The organism is Bacillus sp. FSL W8-0640, from assembly GCF_038007725.1.
Lineage (GTDB): Bacteria > Bacillota > Bacilli > Bacillales > Bacillaceae_G > Bacillus_A > Bacillus_A cereus.
Genome location: NZ_JBBOXT010000001.1, coordinates 4,874,775 through 4,897,494, shown reverse-complemented (window position 1 = coordinate 4,897,494; position 22,720 = coordinate 4,874,775). Strand labels below are relative to the sequence as shown.

The following is a 22,720-nucleotide window of genomic DNA, read 5'->3' as shown; positions in this document are numbered from 1 at the left end:
ATTGAAGTTTCACTTTATACATCCCCTATCTTTCGGATACACTAAATAATATAAGGTTTTAAAGGAGGTATTTTTGCTTGGAAGAAATCATACAAGAACATATTGATAAGTTGTTATTATTTATGAGAGAAGAAGCGTATAAACCGCTAACGATACAAGAGTTAGAAGAGGCATTTGGGATTGAAGGTTCTGAGGGCTTTAAAGATTTCGTAAAGGCACTTGTAACGATGGAAGAAAAGGGACTTGTTATTCGTACTCGTAGCAACCGTTACGGTCTTCCTGAAAAGATGAATTTAGTAAGAGGTAAGTTAATTGGACATGCACGTGGTTTTGCATTCGTTGTACCAGACGAGAAGAAAACGGGAGACGATGATCTTTTCATCCCGCCTACAGAATTAAACGGTGCACTTCATGGCGATACAGTATTAGCACGCCTTAGTTCTCAATCGAGCGGTTCGCGTCAAGAAGGTTCAATTGTACGCATTTTAGAGCGTGGAACGAAAGAACTAGTTGGTACATATACAGAATCGAAAAACTTTGGATTTGTTATACCTGACAATAAGCGCTGGACGAGTGATATCTTTATCTTGAAAAGCGCATCAATGGGTGCTGTAGAAGGTCATAAAGTAGTTGTGAAAATTACGAGCTATCCAGAGAATCGTTTAAGTGCAGAAGGTGAAGTTATTCAAATTCTAGGTCATAAAAATGATCCAGGAGTAGATATTTTATCTGTCATTCATAAACATCATTTACCTTTAGCATTCCCTGAGGAAGTGATGGAGCATGCAAACAGTGTACCAGAAACGATTTCAGAAGAAGATTTAAAAGATCGCCGCGACCTGCGTGATCAAATGATCGTAACGATTGATGGTGCAGATGCGAAAGACTTAGATGATGCTGTTACAGTAACGAAGCTTGAGAACGGTAACTACAAGCTAGGCGTTCACATTGCGGATGTAAGTCATTACGTTCAAGAAGGCTCTCCAATTGATGTTGAAGCAGCGGAAAGAGCGACAAGTGTGTATCTTGTTGACCGTGTAATCCCGATGATTCCGCATCGTCTATCTAACGGTATTTGCTCATTAAATCCGAAAGTAGACCGTCTGACATTATCTTGTGAAATGGAAATCAACAACTTAGGTGATGTTGTTAAACACGAGATTTTCCAAAGTGTGATTAAAACGACAGAGCGTATGACGTATGCTGACGTAAGAAGCATTTTAGAAGATGAGGACGAAGAGTTAATTAAGCGTTATGAGCCGCTCGTACCGATGTTTAAAGAGATGGGTCAATTGGCACAAATTTTACGTGAAAAACGTATGCGCCGTGGTGCAATTGACTTTGACTTTAAAGAAGCGAAAGTATTAGTAGATGAAGAAGGAAAACCGACAGACGTTGTCATGCGCGATCGTTCTGTATCAGAGAAGTTAATTGAAGAATTTATGCTTGTTGCGAATGAAACAGTAGCAGAGCACTTCCACTGGATGAACGTACCGTTTATGTACCGTGTCCATGAAGATCCGAAAGAAGATAAGCTTGAGCGTTTCTTCGAGTTTGTAACGAACTTCGGATATGCGGTAAAAGGACGTGCGAATGAAGTGCACCCTCGTGCGCTGCAACAAATTCTTGAAATGGTTCAAGGACAGCCAGAAGAAGTAGTTATTTCAACAGTTATGCTTCGTTCTATGAAGCAAGCTCGTTACGATGCGGATAGTTTAGGACATTTCGGTTTATCAACTGAGTTCTACACACATTTCACATCACCAATTCGTCGTTACCCAGATACAATCGTTCATAGATTAATTCGTGAATACATTATTAATGGTAAAGTCGACAACGAAACGCAAGCAAAATGGCGTGAAAAATTACCTGAGATTGCAGAGCACTCTTCTAATATGGAACGCCGTGCTGTTGAAGCAGAGCGTGAAACAGATGAGATGAAAAAAGCAGAGTATATGGTTGATAAGATCGGTGAAGAGTATGACGGTATGATTAGCTCTGTAACAAACTTCGGTTTATTCGTAGAGCTTCCAAATACAATTGAAGGTCTTGTACACGTTAGCTACTTAACGGATGATTACTACCGTTATGACGAGCAACATTTCGCTATGATCGGAGAACGTACAGGAAACGTATTCCGCATCGGTGATGAAATTACAATTCGCGTTATTAACGTAAACAAAGACGAGCGTGCAATCGACTTTGAAATCGTTGGCATGAAAGGCACACCTCGCCGTAAGTTCAAAGATCGTCCAGTCGTTATCGAGCAGCCAAGAACAGGCAGAAAGAAACGCGGTGGACGTAGCGAGCGCAGTAATGAGCGCGGCGGTGAACGTGGCACAGGTAGAAAATTTGACCGTGGTGGTAAAGGAAAAGGAAAAGGAAGAGGATCTGCATCTGCATCCGCTTCTGCTAGCCAGCCAGGAAAAAAAGATGGTAACGGTAAGAAGAAAAAAGCATTCTTCGAAAACGTACCAGGATTCAAGAAGAAAAAGAAAAAGCGTAAGTAAGAAAAGAGTGGCTTCGCTTTGATGAAAAGCGGGGCCGTTTTCTTTTTTCTTCGTGGCTTGAGAGCGAGCCACTTTCGCTTTTTATTAACATTTGTTACAATAGTAAAAATAGAGGAGGGACGTTATATGCCAAAGGGTACAGGTAAGGTTATTGCACAGAATAAAAAAGCATTTCATGATTATTTCATCGAAGAAACATACGAAGCAGGGCTTGTCCTTCAAGGAACGGAAATTAAGTCGATTCGCGCTGGACGCGTAAACTTGAAAGATGCGTTTGCACGTGTACATAATGGTGAAGTATGGGTTCATAATATGCACATTAATACGTACGAACAAGGGAATCGTTTCAACCATGATCCACTTCGTACGAGAAAATTACTTCTGCATAAAAAAGAAATTGATAAACTAGCGGGCGCTGCGAAAGAAACAGGTTACGCATTAGTTCCACTTAGAATTTATTTAAAAAATGGATTTGCAAAGATGGCACTTGGTTTAGCAAAAGGTAAGAAGCAATACGATAAACGTCACGATTTAAAAGAGAAAGAAGCTAAACGTGAAATTGCACGCGCGTTCCGTGATCGCCAAAAGATGTAATACAGATATTTACATTTGTAAAATGGAGCGCGTATGTTATAATAACTTATGTAAGGTTGTTGCACATTGAAAAACAGCTCTTAGTAGCTATCACGATATTTTCTTCGTATGCTCCATTTTTATCATGGGGACGTTACGGATTCGACAGGGATAGTTCGAGCTTAGGTTGCGAGTCGAGGGGATCGGCCTCGTTAAAACGTCAAAGCCTATAATTGGCAAACAAAACAATCTTTCTTTAGCTGCTTAATTGCACTAAAGGTTCCTCCCTCCATCGTCCATGTGGTAGGGTAAGGGACTCAAACTAAGTGGACTACGCCGGAGTTCGCCGTCTGAGGACAAAGGAAGAGAATAACCAGACTAGCAACTTGGAAGCCTGTCGATAGGCCGAAGAGTTCGCGAAATGCTAATATATCGACTACACTCGTAGAAGCTTAAGTGCCGATATTTTTGGACGTGGGTTCGACTCCCACCGTCTCCACCAATACATATTTGGTGGTTTTTTATTTTGTATGATATGAACCATAACTTTGCCAGATTGGCGAGGTTATGGTTCTTTTTGTTTGTGGTTTTATAGAATGCTGAAGTTGATGGGACGGTATCCCTGAAAGAGAGAATAAAAAATGGTTATTGATGATAAGCGGGTAGATACTATAGCAGATTGTAAACGCTCAATTGTTAAGTAGTTATTATTTTTTTACTTTATTCGAATCTTCATATGTTTTGTGTTTTTATCCATACCTATTGTAAGATTATATAGAGTTCTCCTAATAAACTGTTTTAATGGATTATTTAGGGGTTTTAAATTTATAAATCTTAAATTATTTTTTCGGGATAATTTTTTATCTAAATAATTTATATTGAAGTAGAGGTGAACCATCGGTGAAGCAGGTGTTGGTGATTAAAAATGAACGGTCTTCAGCAAAGAAAATAGTAAGCGGTCTAACGCAAGAAGGCTATTTCATTTTAAAACTTCACAATGAAAACGAAGGTTTAAATATAATATATGAACAAGATTGGGATATTATCATATTGGATTGGGATTCATTAAGTATATCGGGACCAGAAATTTGCAGACAAATACGACTTGTTAAAACGACACCGATCATTATTGTGACTGACAATATTTCTAGTAAGGATTGCGTTGCAGGGTTACAAGCAGGAGCAGATGATTATATTAGAAAACCATTTGCGAAAGAAGAATTAGTAGCAAGGGTTCAAGCAATTTTAAGGAGAAGTGATTGTAACCAGCAAAAGGAGATAAACTTTTTTCAGTTTAAAGATCTCTTTGTTGATGCATCTAGCAATCTTGTGAAAAAAGGTGGCGAAAATCTCTCACTTACTAAGCGTGAGTACGATTTACTTGTATTTTTAATCAAGAATAAAAACACAATATTGAGCCGTGAAATGCTTTTGAATCAAGTTTGGGGATATAACGTAGTAGTAAATCCAAATGTAGTAGATTTATATATTGGGTATGTAAGAAAAAAGTTAAAGTGCGAGAAGAAAGACAGATATATTCAAACGATACACGGCAGAGGCTATTCAATGATTGAATGATAAAATAAGGTAATAGAAAAGCGAGTAAAATTGTTTCATTCAGTTTTACTCGCTTTTTTGTTAAATGTGATAATCAAATAGTTTCTGAGAAATATTAATAGATGAAAACTGTAAAAAGAATATTTCTATCAGGCAATGGATTATGAAAACATTAGCTATTAATGAGCATCTTTTGGGTAGTGTGGAGGGGACGATTCTAGCTCGCATTAGTTGAGACCAGATCTAATGAAAGTGTCTACTCGAAAAAAATCGACACGCTCTGAAGAATAAAGGTTAATCAATACGCCCGACTTCACATATTACTTTCTATGCCTGATTTTATGAATTCGCACCATTCACAAGATTTTCACAGAATTAATGACTATACTAATTAACAGGATGTTCAAATGAAAATGATTATCAATAGCGATTCAATTGAATAAAAGTTACCTTCTAATTCAATCTATGGATGTCATCATTTTCGAAATAAATCACACTATAAGGAGTATACATATGAAAAAATCTATGCTTTTAAAATTAGTGAGTATTCTAGCAATTTTTACTTTAATGTTAGTGGCTTGCTCAGATTCAAGTAAAGAAACTTCGAAGGCTAATAATAAAGATAATGGTAATGATAAGCCAAAAACGGTTGAAATCACTGATGCTCATGGAACTGTTAAAGTACCTGTAAACCCAAAGAATGTAGTTGCTTTGGATAACAGAACTTTTGAAACTTTATCTGATTGGGGAATTAAATTAGCGGCTGCTCCAAAGGATATCATGCCTGCTGATTCAGCATATAAAAAGGATGAAAAAGTTCAAAATATTGGAAATCACCGCGAACCAAATCTTGAAATTATTGCAGCGGCAAACCCTGACCTTGTAATCGTTGGTCAAAGATTTGCTGATCATTACGAAGAAATCAAAAAATTAGTGCCAAATGCAGCTGTTATTGATCTTAATTTTGATGTTTCTGAGAAATCTACTACGCCTGGAAAAAATTTAGTAGATGGACTTAAAAATTCTACAACTACTCTAGGAAAAATCTTTGATAAAGATAAAGAAGCTAAACAATTAGTAGCTGATTTCGATAAATCTATTGAAAAAGCAAAATCTGCTTATAACGGAAAAGATAAAGTTATGAGTGTTATCGTTACTGGTGGAAATATTGGCTTTGCTGCTCCACATTCTGGTCGCGTTTGGGGACCTATGTATGACATTTTCGGTTGGACTCCAGCATTAGAAGTTTCGAATTCTACTGCAGGTCATAAAGGTGATGACGTTTCTGTTGAAGCTATTGCACAAACAAATCCTGATTGGCTTTTCGTATTAGATCGTGATGCTGCAACATCTGATGCAGCTAAGTCAGCTCCAGCTAAGGATGTTATTTCTAAATCACCAGCTCTTCAAAACACAACTGCTGTTTCTAAAAAACAAGTTATTTATGCACCAGAAGATACTTACACAAATGAATCAATTCAAACTTATATAGAGTTATTTGGAAATCTTGCAAAAACTTTAGCTAAGTAGTGTAAAGGGGTACGAAACAGTGTCAAAAAATATGATTTCTAGGGTTGAGAATATTTCTCAACCCCAGTTTTATAATCAAAATAAAATATGGACAAAACCTTTTATAATAGCGATTGTAGTTGTTATAATTTTAGGGATTATATCACTGTTTACTGGAGTTTATGATATACGTGGACAAGAGGACGGAATGGAGATGTTTTTCATCACTCGTGTTCCGAGAACAGTTGCATTAATGCTTACTGGAGCTGCAATGGCGATGGCAGGGCTCGTCATGCAACTCATTACACAGAATCGCTTTGTTGAACCTACTACAACGGGGACGATTGAATGGTCAGGCTTAGGCCTGCTTTTTGTGTATTTACTATTTCCTGCCCCGACTTTAGTTCAAAGAATGACTGGTGCAATCATTTTTTCTTTTATAGGAACTATGATTTTCTTTCTATTTTTAAGAAGAGTTAAGCTTCGTTCGTCTTTAATTGTTCCGATTATTGGATTGATGCTTGGAGCAGTAATTTCTGCAGTGTCTACTTTTTTAGGACTCCTTTTTCAAAAGACGCAAAGTATTGAAACTTGGTTTGTAGGTTCATTTGCTAACATTCAGGTGGGAAGATATGAATATTTATGGCTGATTGTTATCATTACTTTTCTTATTTTTATGTATGCTAATAGATTGACTTTAGCTGGACTAGGAGAAGATGTCGCAACAAGTCTTGGAGTTAATTACAATAGAATTGTTCTTTTTGGGACTGCTCTTATCTCTGTTGCAGTTGGAATTGTTGCAGCTGTTATTGGACACTTACCTTTCTTAGGATTAATTGTGCCAAATATCGTTTCAATGTTTAGAGGTGATGATCTTAGGAGTAATTTACCTTGGGTTTGTGTGATCGGAATGGGATCAATAACTGCCTGTGACATCATTTCTCGAACAATTATACAGCCTTTTGAATTACCTGTTTCTTTAATACTTGCAACAGTGGGAGCAGTCGTGTTTATTACTATTTTATTGAGAAAAAGAAAACCAAGGAGGCTACGATGATCACATTAGAATATAGAAAAAAAGAAAATGTCGAAATCGATTCTAGCCTTCATAATGAAAGTAGATCAGCTAGCGCTTTTCGGTCTAAGAAGGAAGCAAGACGTTATTGGATTTTACTGATAACATTGATTGCTTTAGGTCTTCTTTCTTCATATGGACTTTTAGTTTATAACAATCCAGTTCCGATAGATTCACCTTCTTTTATCCCAGTCGTTAAGAGAAGGATAGTAGCTATTGTTGCAATGATTATTGCTGCGGTTTGCCATAGCTTGTCGACAGTTGCTTTCCAATCTATTACGAATAATAAAATTATTACTCCTTCACTTTTAGGTTTCGAATCACTTTATTCAGCAATTCAAACGAGTACAGTATTCTTCTTTGGTGCTAGTGCGTTAATAAATTTTAATGGAATTGGATCATTTTTATTCCAAGTTGTTGTTATGGTCTTCATGAGTTTAATACTTTATGGATGGTTACTTTCCGGTAAATACGGGAATTTACAACTTATGCTTTTAGTTGGAATTATTATTGGTACCGGGCTAAATTCTGTGTCAACTTTCATGAGAAAACTACTTGCGCCTTCAGAATTTGATATTTTACAAGCAAGATTATTTGGTTCTGTTAATCATGCAGATCCTGCATATTTTCCTATTGTAATTCCTATGATCATAATTGTAGCGGTATTAATTTTTGCTCATTCTAAGAATTTGAATGTTTTGTCACTAGGAAAAGATGTTGCTACTTCTTTTGGAGTTAAATATCAACCTAGTGTAATTTATACGCTTGTATTAGTAGCTATTTTGATGTCTATTTCAACAGCTCTAATTGGGCCACTTACTTTCTACGGCTTTTTAGTAGCAACTTTGAGTTATCAGGCGGCGTCAACTTATGATCATAGATATATTTTCCCAATGGCTTTTGCTATAGGATTTTTAATAATGACGAGCGCATACTTTTTAATGTATCATGTATTCCATGCTCAAGGTGTAGTTTCAGTTATTATTGAATTATTTGGTGGAATCATATTCTTAACTATAGTTTTAAGGAAGAGGGCTTTATGATAAAAATTGATAATGTTAAAAAGTTCTATACTGATAAGGTAAAAATAGGACCTTTGGATATTGAAATACCAAAAGCAGGCTTTACTTCTTTAATTGGACCAAATGGTGCTGGAAAGTCAACGACACTTTTGATGATTGGCAGACTTTTAGATATGGATGAAGGCCAAATTCAGGTAGCAAATATGGATGTTTCTGAATCTAAATCGAAAGACTTAGCAAAAGTTTTGACTATATTGCGACAAGAAAATCATTTTGTAACTAGGCTTACAGTTAGACAATTAGTTGGATTTGGGCGCTTTCCTTATTCAAAGGGAAGATTGACTAAAGAAGATGAGGTTATCATTTCTAAATATATCGATTTCTTAGATTTAACTAGTTTAGAGAATAGATATTTAGATGAGCTTTCTGGTGGTCAAAGACAAAGGGCATATGTAGCGATGGTATTGTGCCAAGAGACGGAATATGTACTTTTGGACGAACCTCTGAACAACCTTGATGTTGCTCGTTCTGTTCAAATGATGGAGCATTTAAGACGTGCAGCTAATGAATTTGGAAGAACAATTTTGACTGTTATGCATGACATAAATTTTGCAGCTAAATACTCGGATAAAATTTGTGCTATGAAAGATGGACAAATTGCTGCTTTTGGAACAGTAGAAGAGGTTATGGACTCAACACTTTTGACAGATATTTTTGAAACAAAAATAGAAATTATTAATGGTCCTTATGGGCCAATCGCAGTTTATTAGTTATAAAATGTGAAAAAATACTGTAGCTTGCGTAGATTATGCAAGCCACTCTAGTTGAAGTTGCTGTCTGTATTTTATAGGCAGCAGCTTTTTTTATGTGATTACTTATAAAATGCAAAAGAATACTTCACCTTTTCAAGTATGTACCAAACGAAAAAAATATCTCTGTATAACTTTTTAAAAGAATTCAGCTTGTTTTTTTATATGTAATATTGCATATCAGAGTGTATTGATAAAAGTGTAAGGGGTCACTATAATGAGGGCATAAAGATAAATCAAAATTTCGTAGCAATAAAAAGGAGGAAATAATATGGAAATCGCAATGGCAGTTTTAAAATTTGTAGGTGGCGTAATCCCGTTAATTCAAGAACTTTTAAAAGCATTTATGTAAGTTTATTAGTTAGCTATCATTTATCAATCATTATCATATTTTACTAAAAAAAGAACGGGGTGATTTTTCTGAATATTAAGAAAAACACTAAAAGAAGAAAGTTCCTTGCATGTTTATTAGTTAGTCTATGCACTATTAATTATTCATCTATTTCCTTCGCAGAAACACAAGCAAGTAATGCAACTGATGTAACCAAAAATGCTAGTGGCATTAATACTGGTATAGCAAATCTTAAATATAATAATCAAGAGGTTTTAGCTGTAAATGGTGATAAAGTAGAAAGTTTTGTTCCGAAAGAAAGTATCAATTCAAATGGTAAATTTGTAGTAGTGGAACGCGAGAAAAAATCACTTACAACGTCACCAGTCGATATTTCAATTATTGATTCTGTAGTGAATCGCACGTATCCAGGAGCTGTACAACTTGCAAATAAAGCTTTTGCAGACAATCAACCAAGTTTATTAGTGGCTAAGAGAAAGCCTTTGAATATTAGTATAGACTTACCGGGCATGAGAAAAGAAAATACAATCACTGTCCAAAATCCGACATATGGTAATGTAGCTGGAGCAGTAGACGATTTAGTATCTACTTGGAATGAAAAGTATTCTACAACACATACGTTACCTGCAAGAATGCAGTATACGGAATCTATGGTTTATAGTAAATCACAAATAGCAAGTGCTCTTAATGTTAACGCTAAATATCTTGATAACAGTCTAAACATTGATTTTAATGCGGTTGCAAATGGAGAGAAAAAAGTGATGGTAGCGGCGTATAAGCAAATATTTTATACGGTAAGTGCTGAACTACCTAACAATCCATCCGACCTTTTTGATAATAGCGTTACTTTTGACGAGTTAACTCGAAAAGGCGTAAGTAATTCGGCTCCACCTGTTATGGTTTCAAATGTAGCTTATGGTAGAACGATTTATGTAAAATTAGAAACAACATCTAAGAGCAAAGATGTACAAGCTGCTTTTAAAGCCTTACTTAAGAATAACAGCGTTGAAACAAGTGGACAGTATAAAGATATTTTTGAAGAAAGTACCTTTACTGCTGTAGTATTAGGCGGAGATGCGAAAGAGCATAACAAGGTTGTTACTAAAGATTTCAATGAAATCCGAAATATCATTAAAGATAATGCTGAATTAAGTCTTAAAAATCCAGCATACCCAATTTCATATACAAGCACTTTCTTAAAAGATAATGCAACTGCTGCTGTTCATAACAATACAGATTATATTGAGACGACAACTACAGAATATTCAAGTGCTAAAATGACACTTGATCATTACGGTGCTTACGTTGCTCAATTTGATGTATCTTGGGATGAATTCACATTTGACCAAAAGGGTAACGAAGTATTAACACATAAAACATGGGATGGTAGCGGAAAAGACAAAACGGCTCATTACTCTACAGTTATCCCTCTTCCACCGAACTCAAAAAATATAAAAATTGTAGCAAGAGAATGTACAGGTCTTGCATGGGAATGGTGGAGAACAATTATTAATGAACAAAATGTTCCATTAACAAATGAAATAAAAGTTTCAATTGGAGGAACAACATTATACCCAACAGCTAGTATTAGTCATTAAGTATAAAACAAGCGCCCTATAAGTAGGGCGCTTTTTACTCTTTCCAAAATTGTTCTAATAGAATGACAAGTATGGTACCCACAAGTAAGCCATTACTTAAAACATATTGTAAGGAAGAAGTAATACCGCTAAATGCACTTTCTGGAAGAAACATTATTCCTAAACTGATTAGTAATGAAATTCCTAATATAGTTAATCGGCGTTGATTTACTTCTTCGCGTAAAATGGATTGAAATGAAATTCCTATTACTTGGACAAGTGTTGCTAAAAGTGCAGCATTAGCAATAGGTCCTGGTAGCAAGGATATAAAGTTTACAATTGAGGGAATAAAAGAAATTCCTGCTAATATAAGACTTGCTATAAGGAACGACTTCACTTTTCTTTGTCCTGTTAGTTGGATAAATCCTGCTGATGCAGGTAATGGTACAATTCCAATTGTAGAGAACAACGACGAGATAATATGTGATATACCTCCGACCCAGACACCACGGTTCAGTGTTTGCCTTTCATTTTCTTTAGATAATGGGGCCACTTGTTTTACAGCCGAAATAGCAGCAATTGTATTTGCAACTAAAAGAAATGTAAATAAAGTTGCAGTTAGAGTCATTCCAATATCGAATCTAGGTGTGCCCCAAGCAAATATTTCTGGTAACTTAACTAGCGTTGTGTGCGAAGGCATATGAGATGATTTTCCTAATACTGCATACAAAAGCCAACCGCATGAAATTCCAAGTAATACAGCGTAACTTTTCATCCATCCTCTCCCTTTAATTGATAAGAAAGTAATAAGGGCAAAAACAAAGAGAGCAATAGTAGCTGTTGTATAGTCAGGATGAGTTGCAGATCCTTGTAATCCCATCATTCCTTTTAGTAACACACCACTAAGCTGAAGTGCTAAGATTAAAAGAAAAGTTCCTGTAACTAAAGGGGTAAATAAACGTAAGATTCGATGAACAAGCCCTGTTATACCAAGAACGAAGAGTAATATGCCTGAAATAATTAATCCACCTTCTAAAAGTTGCAAAACGTCTTTTGCACTTTGTCCCTGATGCATAGCGACTTGTCCCAATATGACAAATATACTTACCCATGAACCGGCTGGCCCATCCGCAATGGGATAGCGATGCCCAAACCATGATTGTATAAATGAACTTACTCCTACAACTAAAAAAGTTCGCTGCATTAATGTTGAGACATCTTCTATTGGTAAATGAAATATGCCACCAATAATTATAGGTAATGCAATTGCATTTGCTAATAGAAACACAAACCATTGTAGAATATTAAAGCTCGTATTAAAGTATTTTTTATTCATATTATTCTCCTTTGCCGAAAAAGAATTTCATAGTAAAAATCCATCCTTTCTACACAGTTAGATTAAAAAGGATGGATTTTGTAAATCTATAAAATTAATTTAATTATATAGATAGATTTTAAATTAATTACCATGCACGGAATGGTAAGAATTTACCGTTAAGTGTAATCACGATACGAGGATCGCCACCTTTTGGATCTTCTTGTGTATCTACACCCAAGTTGAAGTTAATTGCACTCATTACACCTTCGCCAGCTTTTTCTAAGATTAATTCTCTAATAGTTGGTGCATATTGTAACATCATTTCATATAAACGATATGCAATCGGGTCCGTAGGAGGCATCTCCATTATTTGGCCACGAAGTGGAACTACTGTTAATGCTTGAACTACTTCTTCATCTAATTCTAATAGTTTACCGATTTTTTCTGCTTCTGGACGTGTCATTGTAGCTTGTCCTAATAATGCTGTTACAACCCAAGTCTCAGAGTTTTCACTTACTTTTGCAATTTCTTCCCAAGTTAACCCTTTTTTAATTTTTGCTGCTAGAATTTTTTGCGTAGCTTCTTGTCTATTCATATCTAATACTTGTTTTTTCATATCTCATAACTTCCTTTCATATACGTGATAATTATTATTTTGTTTCACTATTTAACGCTTTATAGCCATCAACCACTACATCTAATTTACCTGTGTGAGGGTCAATAACTAAACCATGTACAGGAACATCTTTTGGGATAAGTGGATGATTTCTTACTAAATCAACATTAGCTTGCGTTGAGTCGCAAACATCATCAAATCCGAATAACCATTTTTCAAGATCAATACCAGCATATTCAATCGCTGATAAAATTTCTGGTGAAACTACTCCGCGATCTAATATTTTTTGAAGTGTTCCTTTTGGATTCGTTTGGCTCGCGCCACATCTATGGTGTCCAATAAGGAAAATCTCATCTGCATTTAAATCGTATACTGACGCTACAACACCTTGCATAACACTATCAAAAGCAGAAGCAATTTTACCACCTGCATTTCTGATAACTTTTGCATCACCATCGTGTATATCTAAAGCTTTTGGAAGTAGCTCAATTAAACGAGCATCCATGCAAGAAACAACAACCATACGTTTTTTAGGCATCTTTGTCGCTTCACGATGAGCGTATTCCTTATTTTCTACAAAGTGTTCATTGAACGCTAGAATTTCTTGTAATAACATATTTGTAACCTCCTTTAAATCTAGATGTATTTTTTTGTTGTGTCCTCTGTGTTATAAGTAAATATAGCTGATAAATAATGTGATGTAAGAGGATAAACTAAGTATAGTGAATTGTATCGATAAGCAGAATAAGTTGGCGAAATACTTTCGGGCTTTCTACTTTCACGGTGAAAGGATTGGTTTATATCATTGATCAAACAGATTTTGAGATACTGAAATTATTAGGAGAAAACTCAAGAATACAATGGAAAGAACTTGGCCAAAAAATACATATGACGGGGCAAGCTGTGGGAAATCGAATTCGAAGATTAGAGGATCTAGGGATTATTGAACAGTATACAATTGCAATAAACCGAATTAAATTAGGGCAAGTAGTGACTGCATTTGTTACTTTGTTCGTAACAACAGCCAATCACCAAGAGTTTATGAATTTCTTTCAAGGAGAAGAAGGGGTTTCTGAAGTACACCGTATAAGTGGTGAGGGGTGTTATTTATTAAAAACACATTTTGCTTCCAATGAAGACTTAGATAACTTTCTAGGACGACTATTAAAATACGGGAATTATCGTGTTAACTTATCAATAGGAAAGTTGAAATAAGGTTTCTTTTCCTTGGAGGGGATGATAATATCAGTTGTTAAACTTTATTTGTATAGATGGAATGAAGTCTTTTAATTTTTATCTTAAATAGTCAGAGCCTTACTACAATTTATGTGTAGTAAGGCTTTTTAAAGTTTTCATATTCAACAATCAAGCTGAAGTGTTGAGGGTGGATATGAGATGATTTTTTAAAGAGAATCAAACGTTTTTAAAAGCTAAATTGTGGTTTCATATCACCTTTATAAGGTTCATGTTCAACGAATATAGTTATATCGTTACCAGCTTGGTCTTTACCAGTTCTTTTATACGTAAATTTATTTTTATTTAGTTCAGTAAGTTCAAGAGCAGCACCGTATTTGTTATTTCCAATTGAAACATGGGCTCTTATTTTATTTTCGTGTACAACATCGAAGTAGCCATAATCACCGCGGCTTTGACCTGTTTCGCTATTGAAGAACTCATATTTATTAGATTTGTCATCAAATTTTGCTAGACTTATAAAATTCGAATTAAACTGTGTTACATCGTTACCAGTTTCGTCTAATACCTTTGTTCCGTGCCAAAGGGTACCGCCTAAAATTTTATCTCCATCAACGTTTTTAACAATATCTCCTGTAGTCGTGTTCAGCTGCTTGTCCGGATCAGTGAAAGAAAGTTCTTTTTCTTTATATGGAACATGTTCAACGAAAACTTCTACATCTTTACCGTTAGCGTCTTTCCCCATTCGTTTATAAGTAAATAGATTTTTATTTAGTTTTGTCATGTCAACGACAGCTTGATACTTCATTGATTCTGAAATTAATATTCTCTTTTTCCCATCATTTGTGATAAAGAAAGTTCCTTTATCGCCACGACTTGCACCTGTTTTAGCATCAAAAAATTCATATCTGCCTGACTTCGCATCATATTTTGCAAGACCGATGAAGTTTGCATTCTCTTTTGTTAAGTCATTCTTATCTTTGTCATACACTCGTGTACCTTGCCAATTTGTCTCGCTAAGAATATTAGCCATTTTTTGCCCTTTAGTTAATTTATTTTCCTTTTTTGTTTCTTTAGCAACTTGTTCTTGCTTTTGTTTCCCATGATTTTCTTCAGCTTTAGTACCAGCACACCCTGTTAATGCTAATGTGAATCCGAGCAGTATGGATGATAGTGTTTTTGTTTTTTTGTTCATGTTTTATCGTCTCCTTATTTTATGATTTTAGGTAGTACGGTTAGCGATTAAAGTAGCAGTGCGTCATATACGAGCTTAGTTGCTACGTTTCTTATGTTAATACTCGACTATAAACTGCCTCTAAATAAAACATTAAAAAAAGATAAACTAATTCCTAAATTTTTTTCATACTTATAAAAAGGTTTTTTACATGGGGTGAATGTGAATTTTTTATTTTGAAACTGGCGTAATCACATTGGGGTATACACATTATGCTTACATTGCGATTTTAGATGTGATGTTATACTGTGTATAAGATTTTATGTGTGTATGTTGTGTCGGTTTTTGTCGATAAGTCGATATATTTCGAAAATCGCTGATATATTTGGAGTTGCGCCGATATATTTCGAAAATCGCCGATATATTTGGAGTTGCGCTGATATATTTGAAAAATCGCTGATATATTTTGGAGGGGGATAAAAATGATTGTGAAAGAGCGGAAAATGCCCGTATATTTGCTGCAATTAGAAGCTTTACTTAGAAGATTGCCTGCTCATCATCCAAAAAGGAATGTGGTGGTTGAAAGTCTAGCGAAATTTATGGCCGGCTATAAAGGAGAGCAGGCGATTGAGTATCCACTTAGTTCTTTACCCGAAACAGAATACAGTATTTTACATGATATTAGGTTATTTGATCAAAAACATTATTTCCAAATTGATACCCTCATAGTTTCATCTTATTTTCTTCTTTTTCTTGAAATAAAAAATATTATTGGTACATTAATTTTTGATACAAAGTTCAATCAACTTATTCGAATAGTAGATGGTAATACGGAAGAAGGATTCCCAGATCCGCTTTTACAACTGAAACGGTAAGAGATGCAACTGAGAAAATGGCTGAATCTACATGATTTACATAATATTCCGATTGAAGCCCTCGTTGTAATTAGTTCCCCTCGTACAATTATTAAAACTTCAGATGAAATACTGTCTAGTAAAATTATCCACAGTGCAAATTTACCTAATAGAATAAAACAGATTAAAAATTAATATAAAGAAAAAGTGATTGATAATATAAATGGACTTATAGGCCAGATTATGAATGAGCACATTCCGCAACGTCAAAATGTTCTTGCGCAATATAAAATTAAAAAAGAGGAATTGCTAAAGGGTGTACAGTGTGAGGAATGTTTTACAATGGCAATGTTAAAAGAAAGACAGGGATGGCGTTGTTCAAATTGCAATAGTATGTCTAAACATGCTCATTTACGTGCTGTACAAGATTACACACTTCTGTTTAGTGTGATAACTACTAATAGCGAATTGAGGGAATTTCTTAATATGGAATCTAGTTCTGCGGTTAAAAGACTCCTCCAAACAATGAACATCACCTTCACTGGCAACAACAAAGGACGAATATATGATTTAACTTCTTTCCAATCGTAATTTTGCTATAATAAATAAGTACTTATACGAAGGGGAGTCTAAAGAGAAAATGAAGTCATTTAATATCGATCATGTTATAGCTAGTGTTTTGCAATGGATATTAAATATAGCCTTAATTATATTATCCATTGTGTTATCAATTTTCTTAGTGAATGAGACAATTACGTTCGTGCAGTATATTTTTTCGGCAAAAGAGTATACGTCTTATAAATTGGTTGAAAGTATCATCGTCTATTTCTTATACTTCGAGTTCATTGCATTAATTATTAAGTATTTTAAATCGAATTATCATTTCCCGTTACGCTATTTTATTTATATCGGAATTACGGCCTTAATTCGATTAATTATTGTGTCTCATGAGGAACCGATGGAGACGTTATTATACGCAGGAGCAATTCTTGTTTTAGTTATTGCTTTATACATATCAAATATGAGAGATTTGAGAAAAGAGTAGTAGTGCAGACATAAGTCAGCACTACTTTTTTACATCTTGACCTTCAAGTTGCTTGAAAGTTTACAATGAAATTAGGGCGTTTGAAATCGAAAAAAATTGAGAAATTAAGTGAAGAGGTTTCTTTTACTTGGAGGTTATAGGAATGAATCAGGAATTGAAGTTACGTCCATTAGAACGAGAAGATTTAAAGTTTGTACACGAACTGAATAATAATGCGCATATTATGTCGTATTGGTTTGAAGAGCCGTATGAGGCATTTGTGGAGCTGCAAGACTTATATGATAAACATATACATGATCAAAGCGAACGTCGATTTATCGTTGAGAAAGACAATGAAATGGTTGGATTAGTTGAGTTAGTAGAAATCGATTATATTCACCGTAGAACAGAATTCCAAATTATTATTGATCCGAATTATCAAGGATATGGTTATGCAGTGGATGCGACGCGTTTAGCAATGGATTACGCTTTTTCCGTACTAAATATGCATAAGATTTATTTAGTTGTGGATAAGGAAAATGAAAAGGCAGTACATGTTTATAAAAAAGTTGGGTTTATGGTAGAAGGTGAGCTTATCGATGAGTTTTTCGTTGATGGTAACTATCATAATGCAATAAGAATGTGTATGTTTCAGAAGCAATATTTTGAAAACAAGTAGTTGAAAGATTCGGAAGTAATGTTGACGCTTCGTAAAACCGTATGCTAAAATCCTTTTTAAGTATTAAGGAAGGTGCATAATATGCTTTATATAAAATTTGTAAAACTCATTAGAAAACTTTGCTCCGCACAAATGTATACGGTGAAGCGTTGTACGGAGCTTAATCAAGGGGTATAAATCCCCTATATTCATCGGCTGAATAACTTTTCTAAAAAAGTATAGTGTATCTATGCTTATTTCGTTATGGTTTTTCAGCTGGTGTATAAAATAGATTAAGGGGCCATAGACAATGCTTTGTCTATGGCCCTTTGTGTATATTATTCCGATGAGTCTTTACTATAAATTGGAGTAGTATAGGAAAAACCACGAAGCAGAGGGCTAGTGTCGAATGACGCTATCTCTCTGCTTTTTTTAATTTCAGGAAAAGAGGAATAAAAATGAGTTTACTTAAAGTGGAAAGTTTATCACATAGTTTTATAGATAAAGTATTATACGAAAATGCTTCTTTTGATTTGCATAAAGGGGAGCATATGGGAATTGTTGGACAGAATGGTGCAGGAAAAAGCACATTAATGAAAATATTGGTGGGGGAAATTATTCCTGATAAGGGAGACATAAAGTGGCAACCTAATATTCAAATTGGACATCTTGATCAATACGCAGAAATTGATGAGGGTTATACCATTTCACAATATTTAAAGAGAGCCTTTTATGATTTGTATGAAATGGAAAAGAGAATGAACAAGTTATATGAAGAAAGTGCGATGACTGGAGATGAAAATCAACTATTGAAAGCGGCAGAAATTCAAGGACTGCTCGAGGCTCGTGATTTTTATTCAGTAGATAGTATTACGAATAAGGTGGCAGCCGGTTTAGGTATTGATGTGATTGGGATGAATCGTGTGATTGGTGAATTAAGCGGAGGGCAGCGTGCAAAGGTAATTTTAGCGAAACTCTTATTAGAAGAGCCTAATATTTTATTGCTAGATGAACCGACGAATTTTCTCGATAAGGAGCATGTGGAGTGGCTTGCTAATTATTTAATGAATTTTGAAGGAGCGTTTATTGTCGTATCACATGATTTTGATTTTCTGGAAAAGGTAACTTCTTGCATATGTGATGTAGAGTTCGGAACAGTTAAGAAGTATTACGGCAAATACTCAGATTTTGTAAGACAAAAGGAGCATTTGCGAAAAGATTATATTCGCCAATATTATGCACAGCAAAAGAAAATTGAAAAAACGGAAGAGTATATTCGTAGAAATATTGCTGGGGTGAATTCAAAAATAGCGCAAGGTCGTAGAAAACAATTACAGCGTATGGAAAGAATTGCGCCACCAAGTTTTACTCATAAACCGTCTATTCATTTTCAGGAACTTCCCATTTCAGTTCAGACAGTTCTTGAAGTAAATAATCTTGAAGTTGGTTACGACTTCGCTCTCTTACCAAAGTTGAATTTTTCAGTAATGGGTGGGCAAAAACTTGTCATTACAGGTTTCAATGGAGTAGGGAAATCTACTTTATTAAAAACAATCGTTGGAAATATTGCTAGTATTTCTGGAGAGTTTCACTTTTCAGAGCAAATAAAGATTGGATATTATGAGCAAGATTTAAATTGGAGCAATGATTCTTTAACGCCGCTTCAAATTATTTCAGAACAGTTTCCTAAACTGAATATGAAGGAAATACGCCATCATTTAGCTGCGTGTGGAGTGAAGGATACGCACGTTTCGCAAGAAATTCGTACGTTAAGTGGTGGTGAACAATCGAAGGTGAAACTGTGTGGATTATTACTATCACCTTGTAACTTCTTAATTTTAGATGAGCCGACAAATCATTTGGATGCAGAAGCGAAGGAAGCTTTGCAAAAGGCGTTAATTAAGTTTAAGGGCAGCATTATACTCGTATCTCACGAAGCAAGTTTTTATCTTGATTGGGCAGATAGCATCTTTCATATAGAGACGGGATTAGTTAAGGGGGTGTGAAACATATGAGTGAAAACAATTGGAAAACGAAAATTATATTATTTTTGACCGCTCAAACTATTTCGTTGTTCGGTTCCTCTCTCGTGCAATACGCGATTATATGGTATATCACCCTTACAACATCATCAGGAGTGATGTTGACTATTTCAACTGTTTGCGGTTTTCTACCACAAATTGCGATATCTTTGTTTGCAGGTGTTTGGATTGATCGTTATGACCGTAAAAAGATGATTATGTTATCGGATGGAATTATAGCGATTGCGACGTTAGTCTTAGCAATTTTATTTTTAACAGGATATAAAAGTATTTGGTTACTTTTTATTGTGTTACTCATTCGTTCAGCTGGAACAGGAGTACAAACGCCAGCTGTGAATGCATTAATTCCGCAAATCGTTCCGAAAGAGTATCTTATGAAAGTAAATGGAATAAATAGCAGTATTACATCTTTAATTATGTTTCTTTCTCCAGCAGCAAGTGCTGCGATTCTTTCTATTGCCAGCATTGAAACAACATTTTTTATTGATGTTATTACAGCTATGATTGGAATTAGTATTATGTTTGTCATTCATGTGGAAGGACATGTGAATGTAGAAAGTAAGCAAAAATCTAATCTACAAGGAATTAAAGAAGGGTTCACTTATTTAAAAGAAAATGTATTTATTAAAAGGCTAATCGTTTTATTGATTATCGTCATGATTTTAATAAGTCCAGCTGCTTTTTTAACACCTTTAATGGTAACTCGTTCTTTCGGGGCCGAAATGTGGAGACTTACTGCTAGTGAGATGACCTTTAGTGTGGGTGCGGCAGCTGGTGGCGTATTGATTGCAGCGTGGGGTGGTTTTCGTAATCGTATGCATACAACAGCGCTAGCTTGTGCATTATATGGACTGCTTATGATTGGACTCGGAATAGCACCGATATTTATTATGTATTTAGTCTTTAATTTTTTAATTGGTATAACAATGCCGTGCTTCAATACACCAGTTACTGTGTTATTGCAGGAGAAAGTAGAACCATCAATGCACGGACGGATGTTTAGCCTTGTACAAATTGCGAATTCATGCGCGCTTCCTTTAGGAATGATAATATTTGGTCCGTTGTCGGATATGTTTAGTGTAGAGATTTTGTTAATTTATGCTGGGATATTCGTGCTATTTTGCGCAATGTATATTGTATTAAGCAAGAGGTTTGAAGTGTAAATATTTATAATTTAGAAGGTTTGCGAAGTGATTTAAGATGCTTTGCAAACCTTTTTGTTGTTTGTTTAGTCAATAATTATTTATTGTTTAACAATAAATAATTATTGACTGTTAATTCTTTTTTAGATAATATGATGGTAAGAATCTAAGGGGAATTACATAAGTAGAGGAGAATGTGAAATGAAAAATAAATACGTAGTAGCTATTTCTTTCATGATTTTAGCGATTATTTCTTTAACGATACATGCTTCAAACAGTAAAGTAGGAGCGGATGGATTTCTTGAAGAACCTTTCTTTTTCCTAGTACCGATAAGTTATATATTGTTCCTTAGTGGTATTGGTATATTGCTATTTGGATTTATTACTTCAAAGCTGAAAAAGGGCAATAGATAGGGACAAAACACTCACTATGAAATAGAAACATACCATATGGAAGAAAAAGAATAAGTGAGATGAATCATGATGAATCATTATTTTTATAATGGTAGACAAGTAGGAGCTGCTATTACGTTGGCTGGGGCACAAGGGACAATTCATGCTGTGAATCAAGCTATTCAAATGCAGCAACAAGCATATTTTGCACAAATGATGCAAAGTCAGTATATGCCGTATTCACAACTTCCGATGCAAATTATACATTACGATGTACATCCAGCTGGTTTATTTTCCATTCCATATGGCGGGACATATTTCTTATGAAAAAAAGCGACTCAATAGAGTCGCTTTTTTATATTCCGCCTAACTTCATTCCAAGGAAGGCAAAGGCGATACCAATTATGTAAGTAGCACTTAAATATAAAAGGAAGATGTATAGTTTTTTACGATTGAGAAGCTGAACAGATTCTAATTTAAACGTAGAAAATGTAGTGAATGCGCCCATAAATCCAGTACCTAATAATAGTTGCCAGCCTGTAGTGACTCCGTTGCCAATTATATATCCAAGTAAAAATGCCCCTGTTATATTAATAAGGAATGTAGCAATTGGAAATTGTGTTTTAATTCTTTTTTTAAACCAATTGCTAATTGCAAATCGTGTAATCGCACCGAAAAATCCTCCTGTTGCGACTAATAAAGCTTCTATCATGAGTAATCACCTTCTGTAAGAGATTTCTTAATTAAGAAATCTCCAAGTGTATAGCCAAGGCCAGACATAATGAGGCCACCAAGTATGCTGCATGATACATATAAGAAGGCTATGCTCCACTCAGAATGATTGATCAATTGCACAGTTTCTACACTAAATGTTGAAAAAGTCGTAAAGGAACCGATGAATCCAGTTCCGATGCCTGTGATAACCTCTGAAGGTAAGATGTTTAGCCGAGCGATATAAGTAGTTAGCCACGCTAAGAAAAAGCAACCGATTAAGTTAATGAGTAATGTTGCCAATGGAAATGAATGATGCCAAAATGTGTTGATATTAAGACCTAAATAATAACGAGAAAGAGCTCCTAATATACCAGCAATGCCAACGATAATATAAATCAATTTTCTCACCTCTTTAAATAGCTTGCTCAAAAAAATAGACTCCTACCAGTATCCATACTGGTAGGAGTCATTAGCTAAGCAGCGTTTATGGCGAACTCCATCGCCTATGATTATTACATATAGTGTACTAAATATACCGTTTAATTTCCAGTGAGGAGGAGGGTGTAACTTTTCTTTTTTTGATGTCTGAAGGCTTTTTAAGTAATTA

21 protein-coding genes, 1 other RNA gene, 1 pseudogene and 1 riboswitch are annotated in these 22,720 nt (G+C 35.0%); of the genes and pseudogenes, 17 read left to right on the top strand and 6 right to left on the bottom strand.

Annotated elements, in window-relative coordinates; translation table 11 throughout:
* Positions 1 to 77: 77 nt before the first annotated feature.
* The 9 genes from rnr (at position 78) to alo (ending at position 11,005) form a co-directional block, all read left to right on the top strand.
* Entirely contained in the window at positions 78 to 2,510 is a 2,433-nt protein-coding gene (rnr, locus tag N2V80_RS25430; RefSeq protein WP_061655236.1) for a ribonuclease R, read from the top strand.
* A 126-nt stretch (positions 2,511 to 2,636) separates the two neighbouring features.
* Positions 2,637 to 3,104, top strand: a complete 468-nt coding sequence (smpB, locus tag N2V80_RS25425) for an SsrA-binding protein (protein WP_001123919.1) — start codon at positions 2,637 to 2,639, stop codon at positions 3,102 to 3,104.
* A gap of 126 nt (positions 3,105 to 3,230) precedes the next feature.
* Positions 3,231 to 3,585, top strand: a transfer-messenger RNA (tmRNA) gene (ssrA, locus tag N2V80_RS25420).
* Positions 3,586 to 3,983: 398 nt separating this feature from the next.
* The gene (locus N2V80_RS25415) at positions 3,984 to 4,661 is read left to right on the top strand and encodes a response regulator transcription factor (RefSeq protein ID WP_061655237.1); all 678 of its coding nucleotides are present in this window, start codon (positions 3,984 to 3,986) and stop codon (positions 4,659 to 4,661) included.
* Between the two features lie 492 nt (positions 4,662 to 5,153).
* Positions 5,154 to 6,170, top strand: a complete 1,017-nt coding sequence (locus tag N2V80_RS25410; RefSeq protein WP_061655238.1) for a siderophore ABC transporter substrate-binding protein — start codon at positions 5,154 to 5,156, stop codon at positions 6,168 to 6,170.
* 19 nt (positions 6,171 to 6,189) lie between these two features.
* The gene (locus tag N2V80_RS25405; RefSeq protein ID WP_061655239.1) at positions 6,190 to 7,206 is read left to right on the top strand and encodes an ABC transporter permease; all 1,017 of its coding nucleotides are present in this window, start codon (positions 6,190 to 6,192) and stop codon (positions 7,204 to 7,206) included.
* Entirely contained in the window at positions 7,203 to 8,267 is a 1,065-nt protein-coding gene (locus N2V80_RS25400) for an iron chelate uptake ABC transporter family permease subunit (RefSeq protein WP_000631245.1), read from the top strand. Before N2V80_RS25405 ends, N2V80_RS25400 begins: the two co-directional genes overlap by 4 nt.
* On the top strand, positions 8,264 to 9,016 hold the full coding sequence (locus N2V80_RS25395; RefSeq protein ID WP_000590071.1) for an iron ABC transporter ATP-binding protein: 753 nt from the start codon (positions 8,264 to 8,266) through the stop codon (positions 9,014 to 9,016). Before N2V80_RS25400 ends, N2V80_RS25395 begins: the two co-directional genes overlap by 4 nt.
* Before the next feature lie 450 nt (positions 9,017 to 9,466).
* Complete coding sequence (gene alo, locus N2V80_RS25390; protein WP_000576732.1) at positions 9,467 to 11,005, top strand: anthrolysin O/cereolysin O family cholesterol-dependent cytolysin Alo; 1,539 nt, start codon at positions 9,467 to 9,469, stop codon at positions 11,003 to 11,005.
* 34 nt (positions 11,006 to 11,039) lie between these two features.
* On the opposite strand, the gene N2V80_RS25385 is transcribed toward alo, so the two are convergent.
* From N2V80_RS25385 to N2V80_RS25375, 3 genes are all read right to left on the bottom strand, one after another.
* Positions 11,040 to 12,320 carry a purine/pyrimidine permease gene (locus tag N2V80_RS25385; RefSeq protein ID WP_061655240.1) on the bottom strand — a complete coding sequence of 427 codons (1,281 nt, stop codon included), beginning with the start codon at positions 12,318 to 12,320 and terminating at the stop codon, positions 11,040 to 11,042.
* A 127-nt stretch (positions 12,321 to 12,447) separates the two neighbouring features.
* Positions 12,448 to 12,897 carry a cyanase gene (gene cynS, locus N2V80_RS25380; protein WP_025709810.1) on the bottom strand — a complete coding sequence of 150 codons (450 nt, stop codon included), beginning with the start codon at positions 12,895 to 12,897 and terminating at the stop codon, positions 12,448 to 12,450.
* A 55-nt stretch (positions 12,898 to 12,952) separates the two neighbouring features.
* Positions 12,953 to 13,534 (bottom strand): beta-class carbonic anhydrase, encoded by a 582-nt coding sequence (locus tag N2V80_RS25375; protein ID WP_025709811.1) that lies wholly within the window; start codon positions 13,532 to 13,534, stop codon positions 12,953 to 12,955.
* A 167-nt stretch (positions 13,535 to 13,701) separates the two neighbouring features.
* Here N2V80_RS25375 and N2V80_RS25370 point away from each other — a divergent pair, with 167 nt between their 5' ends.
* Positions 13,702 to 14,133 carry an Lrp/AsnC family transcriptional regulator gene (locus tag N2V80_RS25370; protein ID WP_025709812.1) on the top strand — a complete coding sequence of 144 codons (432 nt, stop codon included), beginning with the start codon at positions 13,702 to 13,704 and terminating at the stop codon, positions 14,131 to 14,133.
* A 208-nt stretch (positions 14,134 to 14,341) separates the two neighbouring features.
* Here N2V80_RS25370 and N2V80_RS25365 read toward each other — a convergent pair whose 3' ends face one another.
* A complete protein-coding gene (locus tag N2V80_RS25365; RefSeq protein WP_025709813.1) occupies positions 14,342 to 15,307 on the bottom strand; it encodes a DUF4822 domain-containing protein in 966 nt (321 codons plus the stop codon).
* Between the two features lie 461 nt (positions 15,308 to 15,768).
* On the opposite strand from N2V80_RS25365, the pseudogene N2V80_RS25360 reads away from it, so the two are divergent.
* The 7 genes and pseudogenes from N2V80_RS25360 to N2V80_RS25330 all read left to right on the top strand — a co-directional run bounded on the left by N2V80_RS25360 (position 15,769) and on the right by N2V80_RS25330 (position 21,726).
* Positions 15,769 to 16,731 (top strand): annotated as a pseudogene (locus N2V80_RS25360) (nuclease-related domain-containing protein).
* Positions 16,732 to 16,780: 49 nt separating this feature from the next.
* Positions 16,781 to 17,185 carry a phosphate-starvation-inducible protein PsiE gene (gene psiE / locus N2V80_RS25355; RefSeq protein WP_000834708.1) on the top strand — a complete coding sequence of 135 codons (405 nt, stop codon included), beginning with the start codon at positions 16,781 to 16,783 and terminating at the stop codon, positions 17,183 to 17,185.
* A gap of 142 nt (positions 17,186 to 17,327) precedes the next feature.
* A complete protein-coding gene (gene speG, locus N2V80_RS25350) occupies positions 17,328 to 17,843 on the top strand; it encodes a spermidine N1-acetyltransferase (protein WP_001071092.1) in 516 nt (171 codons plus the stop codon).
* Positions 17,844 to 18,280: 437 nt separating this feature from the next.
* Entirely contained in the window at positions 18,281 to 19,828 is a 1,548-nt protein-coding gene (locus N2V80_RS25345) for an ABC-F family ATP-binding cassette domain-containing protein (RefSeq protein ID WP_000054865.1), read from the top strand.
* Positions 19,829 to 19,833: 5 nt separating this feature from the next.
* On the top strand, positions 19,834 to 21,027 hold the full coding sequence (locus tag N2V80_RS25340; RefSeq protein WP_061655241.1) for an MFS transporter: 1,194 nt from the start codon (positions 19,834 to 19,836) through the stop codon (positions 21,025 to 21,027).
* Positions 21,028 to 21,207: 180 nt separating this feature from the next.
* Positions 21,208 to 21,420, top strand: coding sequence for a DUF3955 domain-containing protein (locus tag N2V80_RS25335; protein ID WP_000792610.1), 213 nt, complete (start codon positions 21,208 to 21,210; stop codon positions 21,418 to 21,420).
* A 66-nt stretch (positions 21,421 to 21,486) separates the two neighbouring features.
* Positions 21,487 to 21,726 (top strand): DUF3947 family protein, encoded by a 240-nt coding sequence (locus N2V80_RS25330; RefSeq protein WP_000980955.1) that lies wholly within the window; start codon positions 21,487 to 21,489, stop codon positions 21,724 to 21,726.
* A gap of 28 nt (positions 21,727 to 21,754) precedes the next feature.
* On the opposite strand, the gene crcB (N2V80_RS25325) is transcribed toward N2V80_RS25330, so the two are convergent.
* Positions 21,755 to 22,111, bottom strand: coding sequence for a fluoride efflux transporter CrcB (gene crcB / locus N2V80_RS25325; protein ID WP_000568572.1), 357 nt, complete (start codon positions 22,109 to 22,111; stop codon positions 21,755 to 21,757).
* Entirely contained in the window at positions 22,108 to 22,512 is a 405-nt protein-coding gene (gene crcB / locus N2V80_RS25320) for a fluoride efflux transporter CrcB (protein WP_000639312.1), read from the bottom strand. The genes crcB (N2V80_RS25325) and crcB (N2V80_RS25320) overlap by 4 nt, the downstream gene beginning before the upstream one ends.
* Positions 22,513 to 22,566: 54 nt before the next feature.
* Positions 22,567 to 22,626, bottom strand: a riboswitch (Fluoride riboswitch).
* Positions 22,627 to 22,720: the final 94 nt, after the last annotated feature.

Bases quoted from the DNA above. Each gene is read 5' to 3' on its own strand.
- N2V80_RS25385 (WP_061655240.1), bottom strand. From the start codon at position 12,320: ATGAATAAAAAATACTTTAATACGAGCTTTAATATTCTACAATGGTTT.
- N2V80_RS25400 (WP_000631245.1), top strand. From the start codon at position 7,203: ATGATCACATTAGAATATAGAAAAAAAGAAAATGTCGAAATCGATTCT.
- cynS (WP_025709810.1), bottom strand. From the start codon at position 12,897: ATGAATAGACAAGAAGCTACGCAAAAAATTCTAGCAGCAAAAATTAAA.
- N2V80_RS25345 (WP_000054865.1), top strand. From the start codon at position 18,281: ATGAGTTTACTTAAAGTGGAAAGTTTATCACATAGTTTTATAGATAAA.
- crcB (WP_000568572.1), bottom strand. From the start codon at position 22,111: ATGATAGAAGCTTTATTAGTCGCAACAGGAGGATTTTTCGGTGCGATT.
- N2V80_RS25335 (WP_000792610.1), top strand. From the start codon at position 21,208: ATGAAAAATAAATACGTAGTAGCTATTTCTTTCATGATTTTAGCGATT.
- N2V80_RS25365 (WP_025709813.1), bottom strand. From the start codon at position 15,307: ATGAACAAAAAAACAAAAACACTATCATCCATACTGCTCGGATTCACA.
- N2V80_RS25340 (WP_061655241.1), top strand. From the start codon at position 19,834: ATGAGTGAAAACAATTGGAAAACGAAAATTATATTATTTTTGACCGCT.
- N2V80_RS25395 (WP_000590071.1), top strand. From the start codon at position 8,264: ATGATAAAAATTGATAATGTTAAAAAGTTCTATACTGATAAGGTAAAA.
- speG (WP_001071092.1), top strand. From the start codon at position 17,328: ATGAATCAGGAATTGAAGTTACGTCCATTAGAACGAGAAGATTTAAAG.
- N2V80_RS25330 (WP_000980955.1), top strand. From the start codon at position 21,487: ATGATGAATCATTATTTTTATAATGGTAGACAAGTAGGAGCTGCTATT.
- N2V80_RS25410 (WP_061655238.1), top strand. From the start codon at position 5,154: ATGAAAAAATCTATGCTTTTAAAATTAGTGAGTATTCTAGCAATTTTT.
- psiE (WP_000834708.1), top strand. From the start codon at position 16,781: ATGAAGTCATTTAATATCGATCATGTTATAGCTAGTGTTTTGCAATGG.
- N2V80_RS25375 (WP_025709811.1), bottom strand. From the start codon at position 13,534: ATGTTATTACAAGAAATTCTAGCGTTCAATGAACACTTTGTAGAAAAT.
- smpB (WP_001123919.1), top strand. From the start codon at position 2,637: ATGCCAAAGGGTACAGGTAAGGTTATTGCACAGAATAAAAAAGCATTT.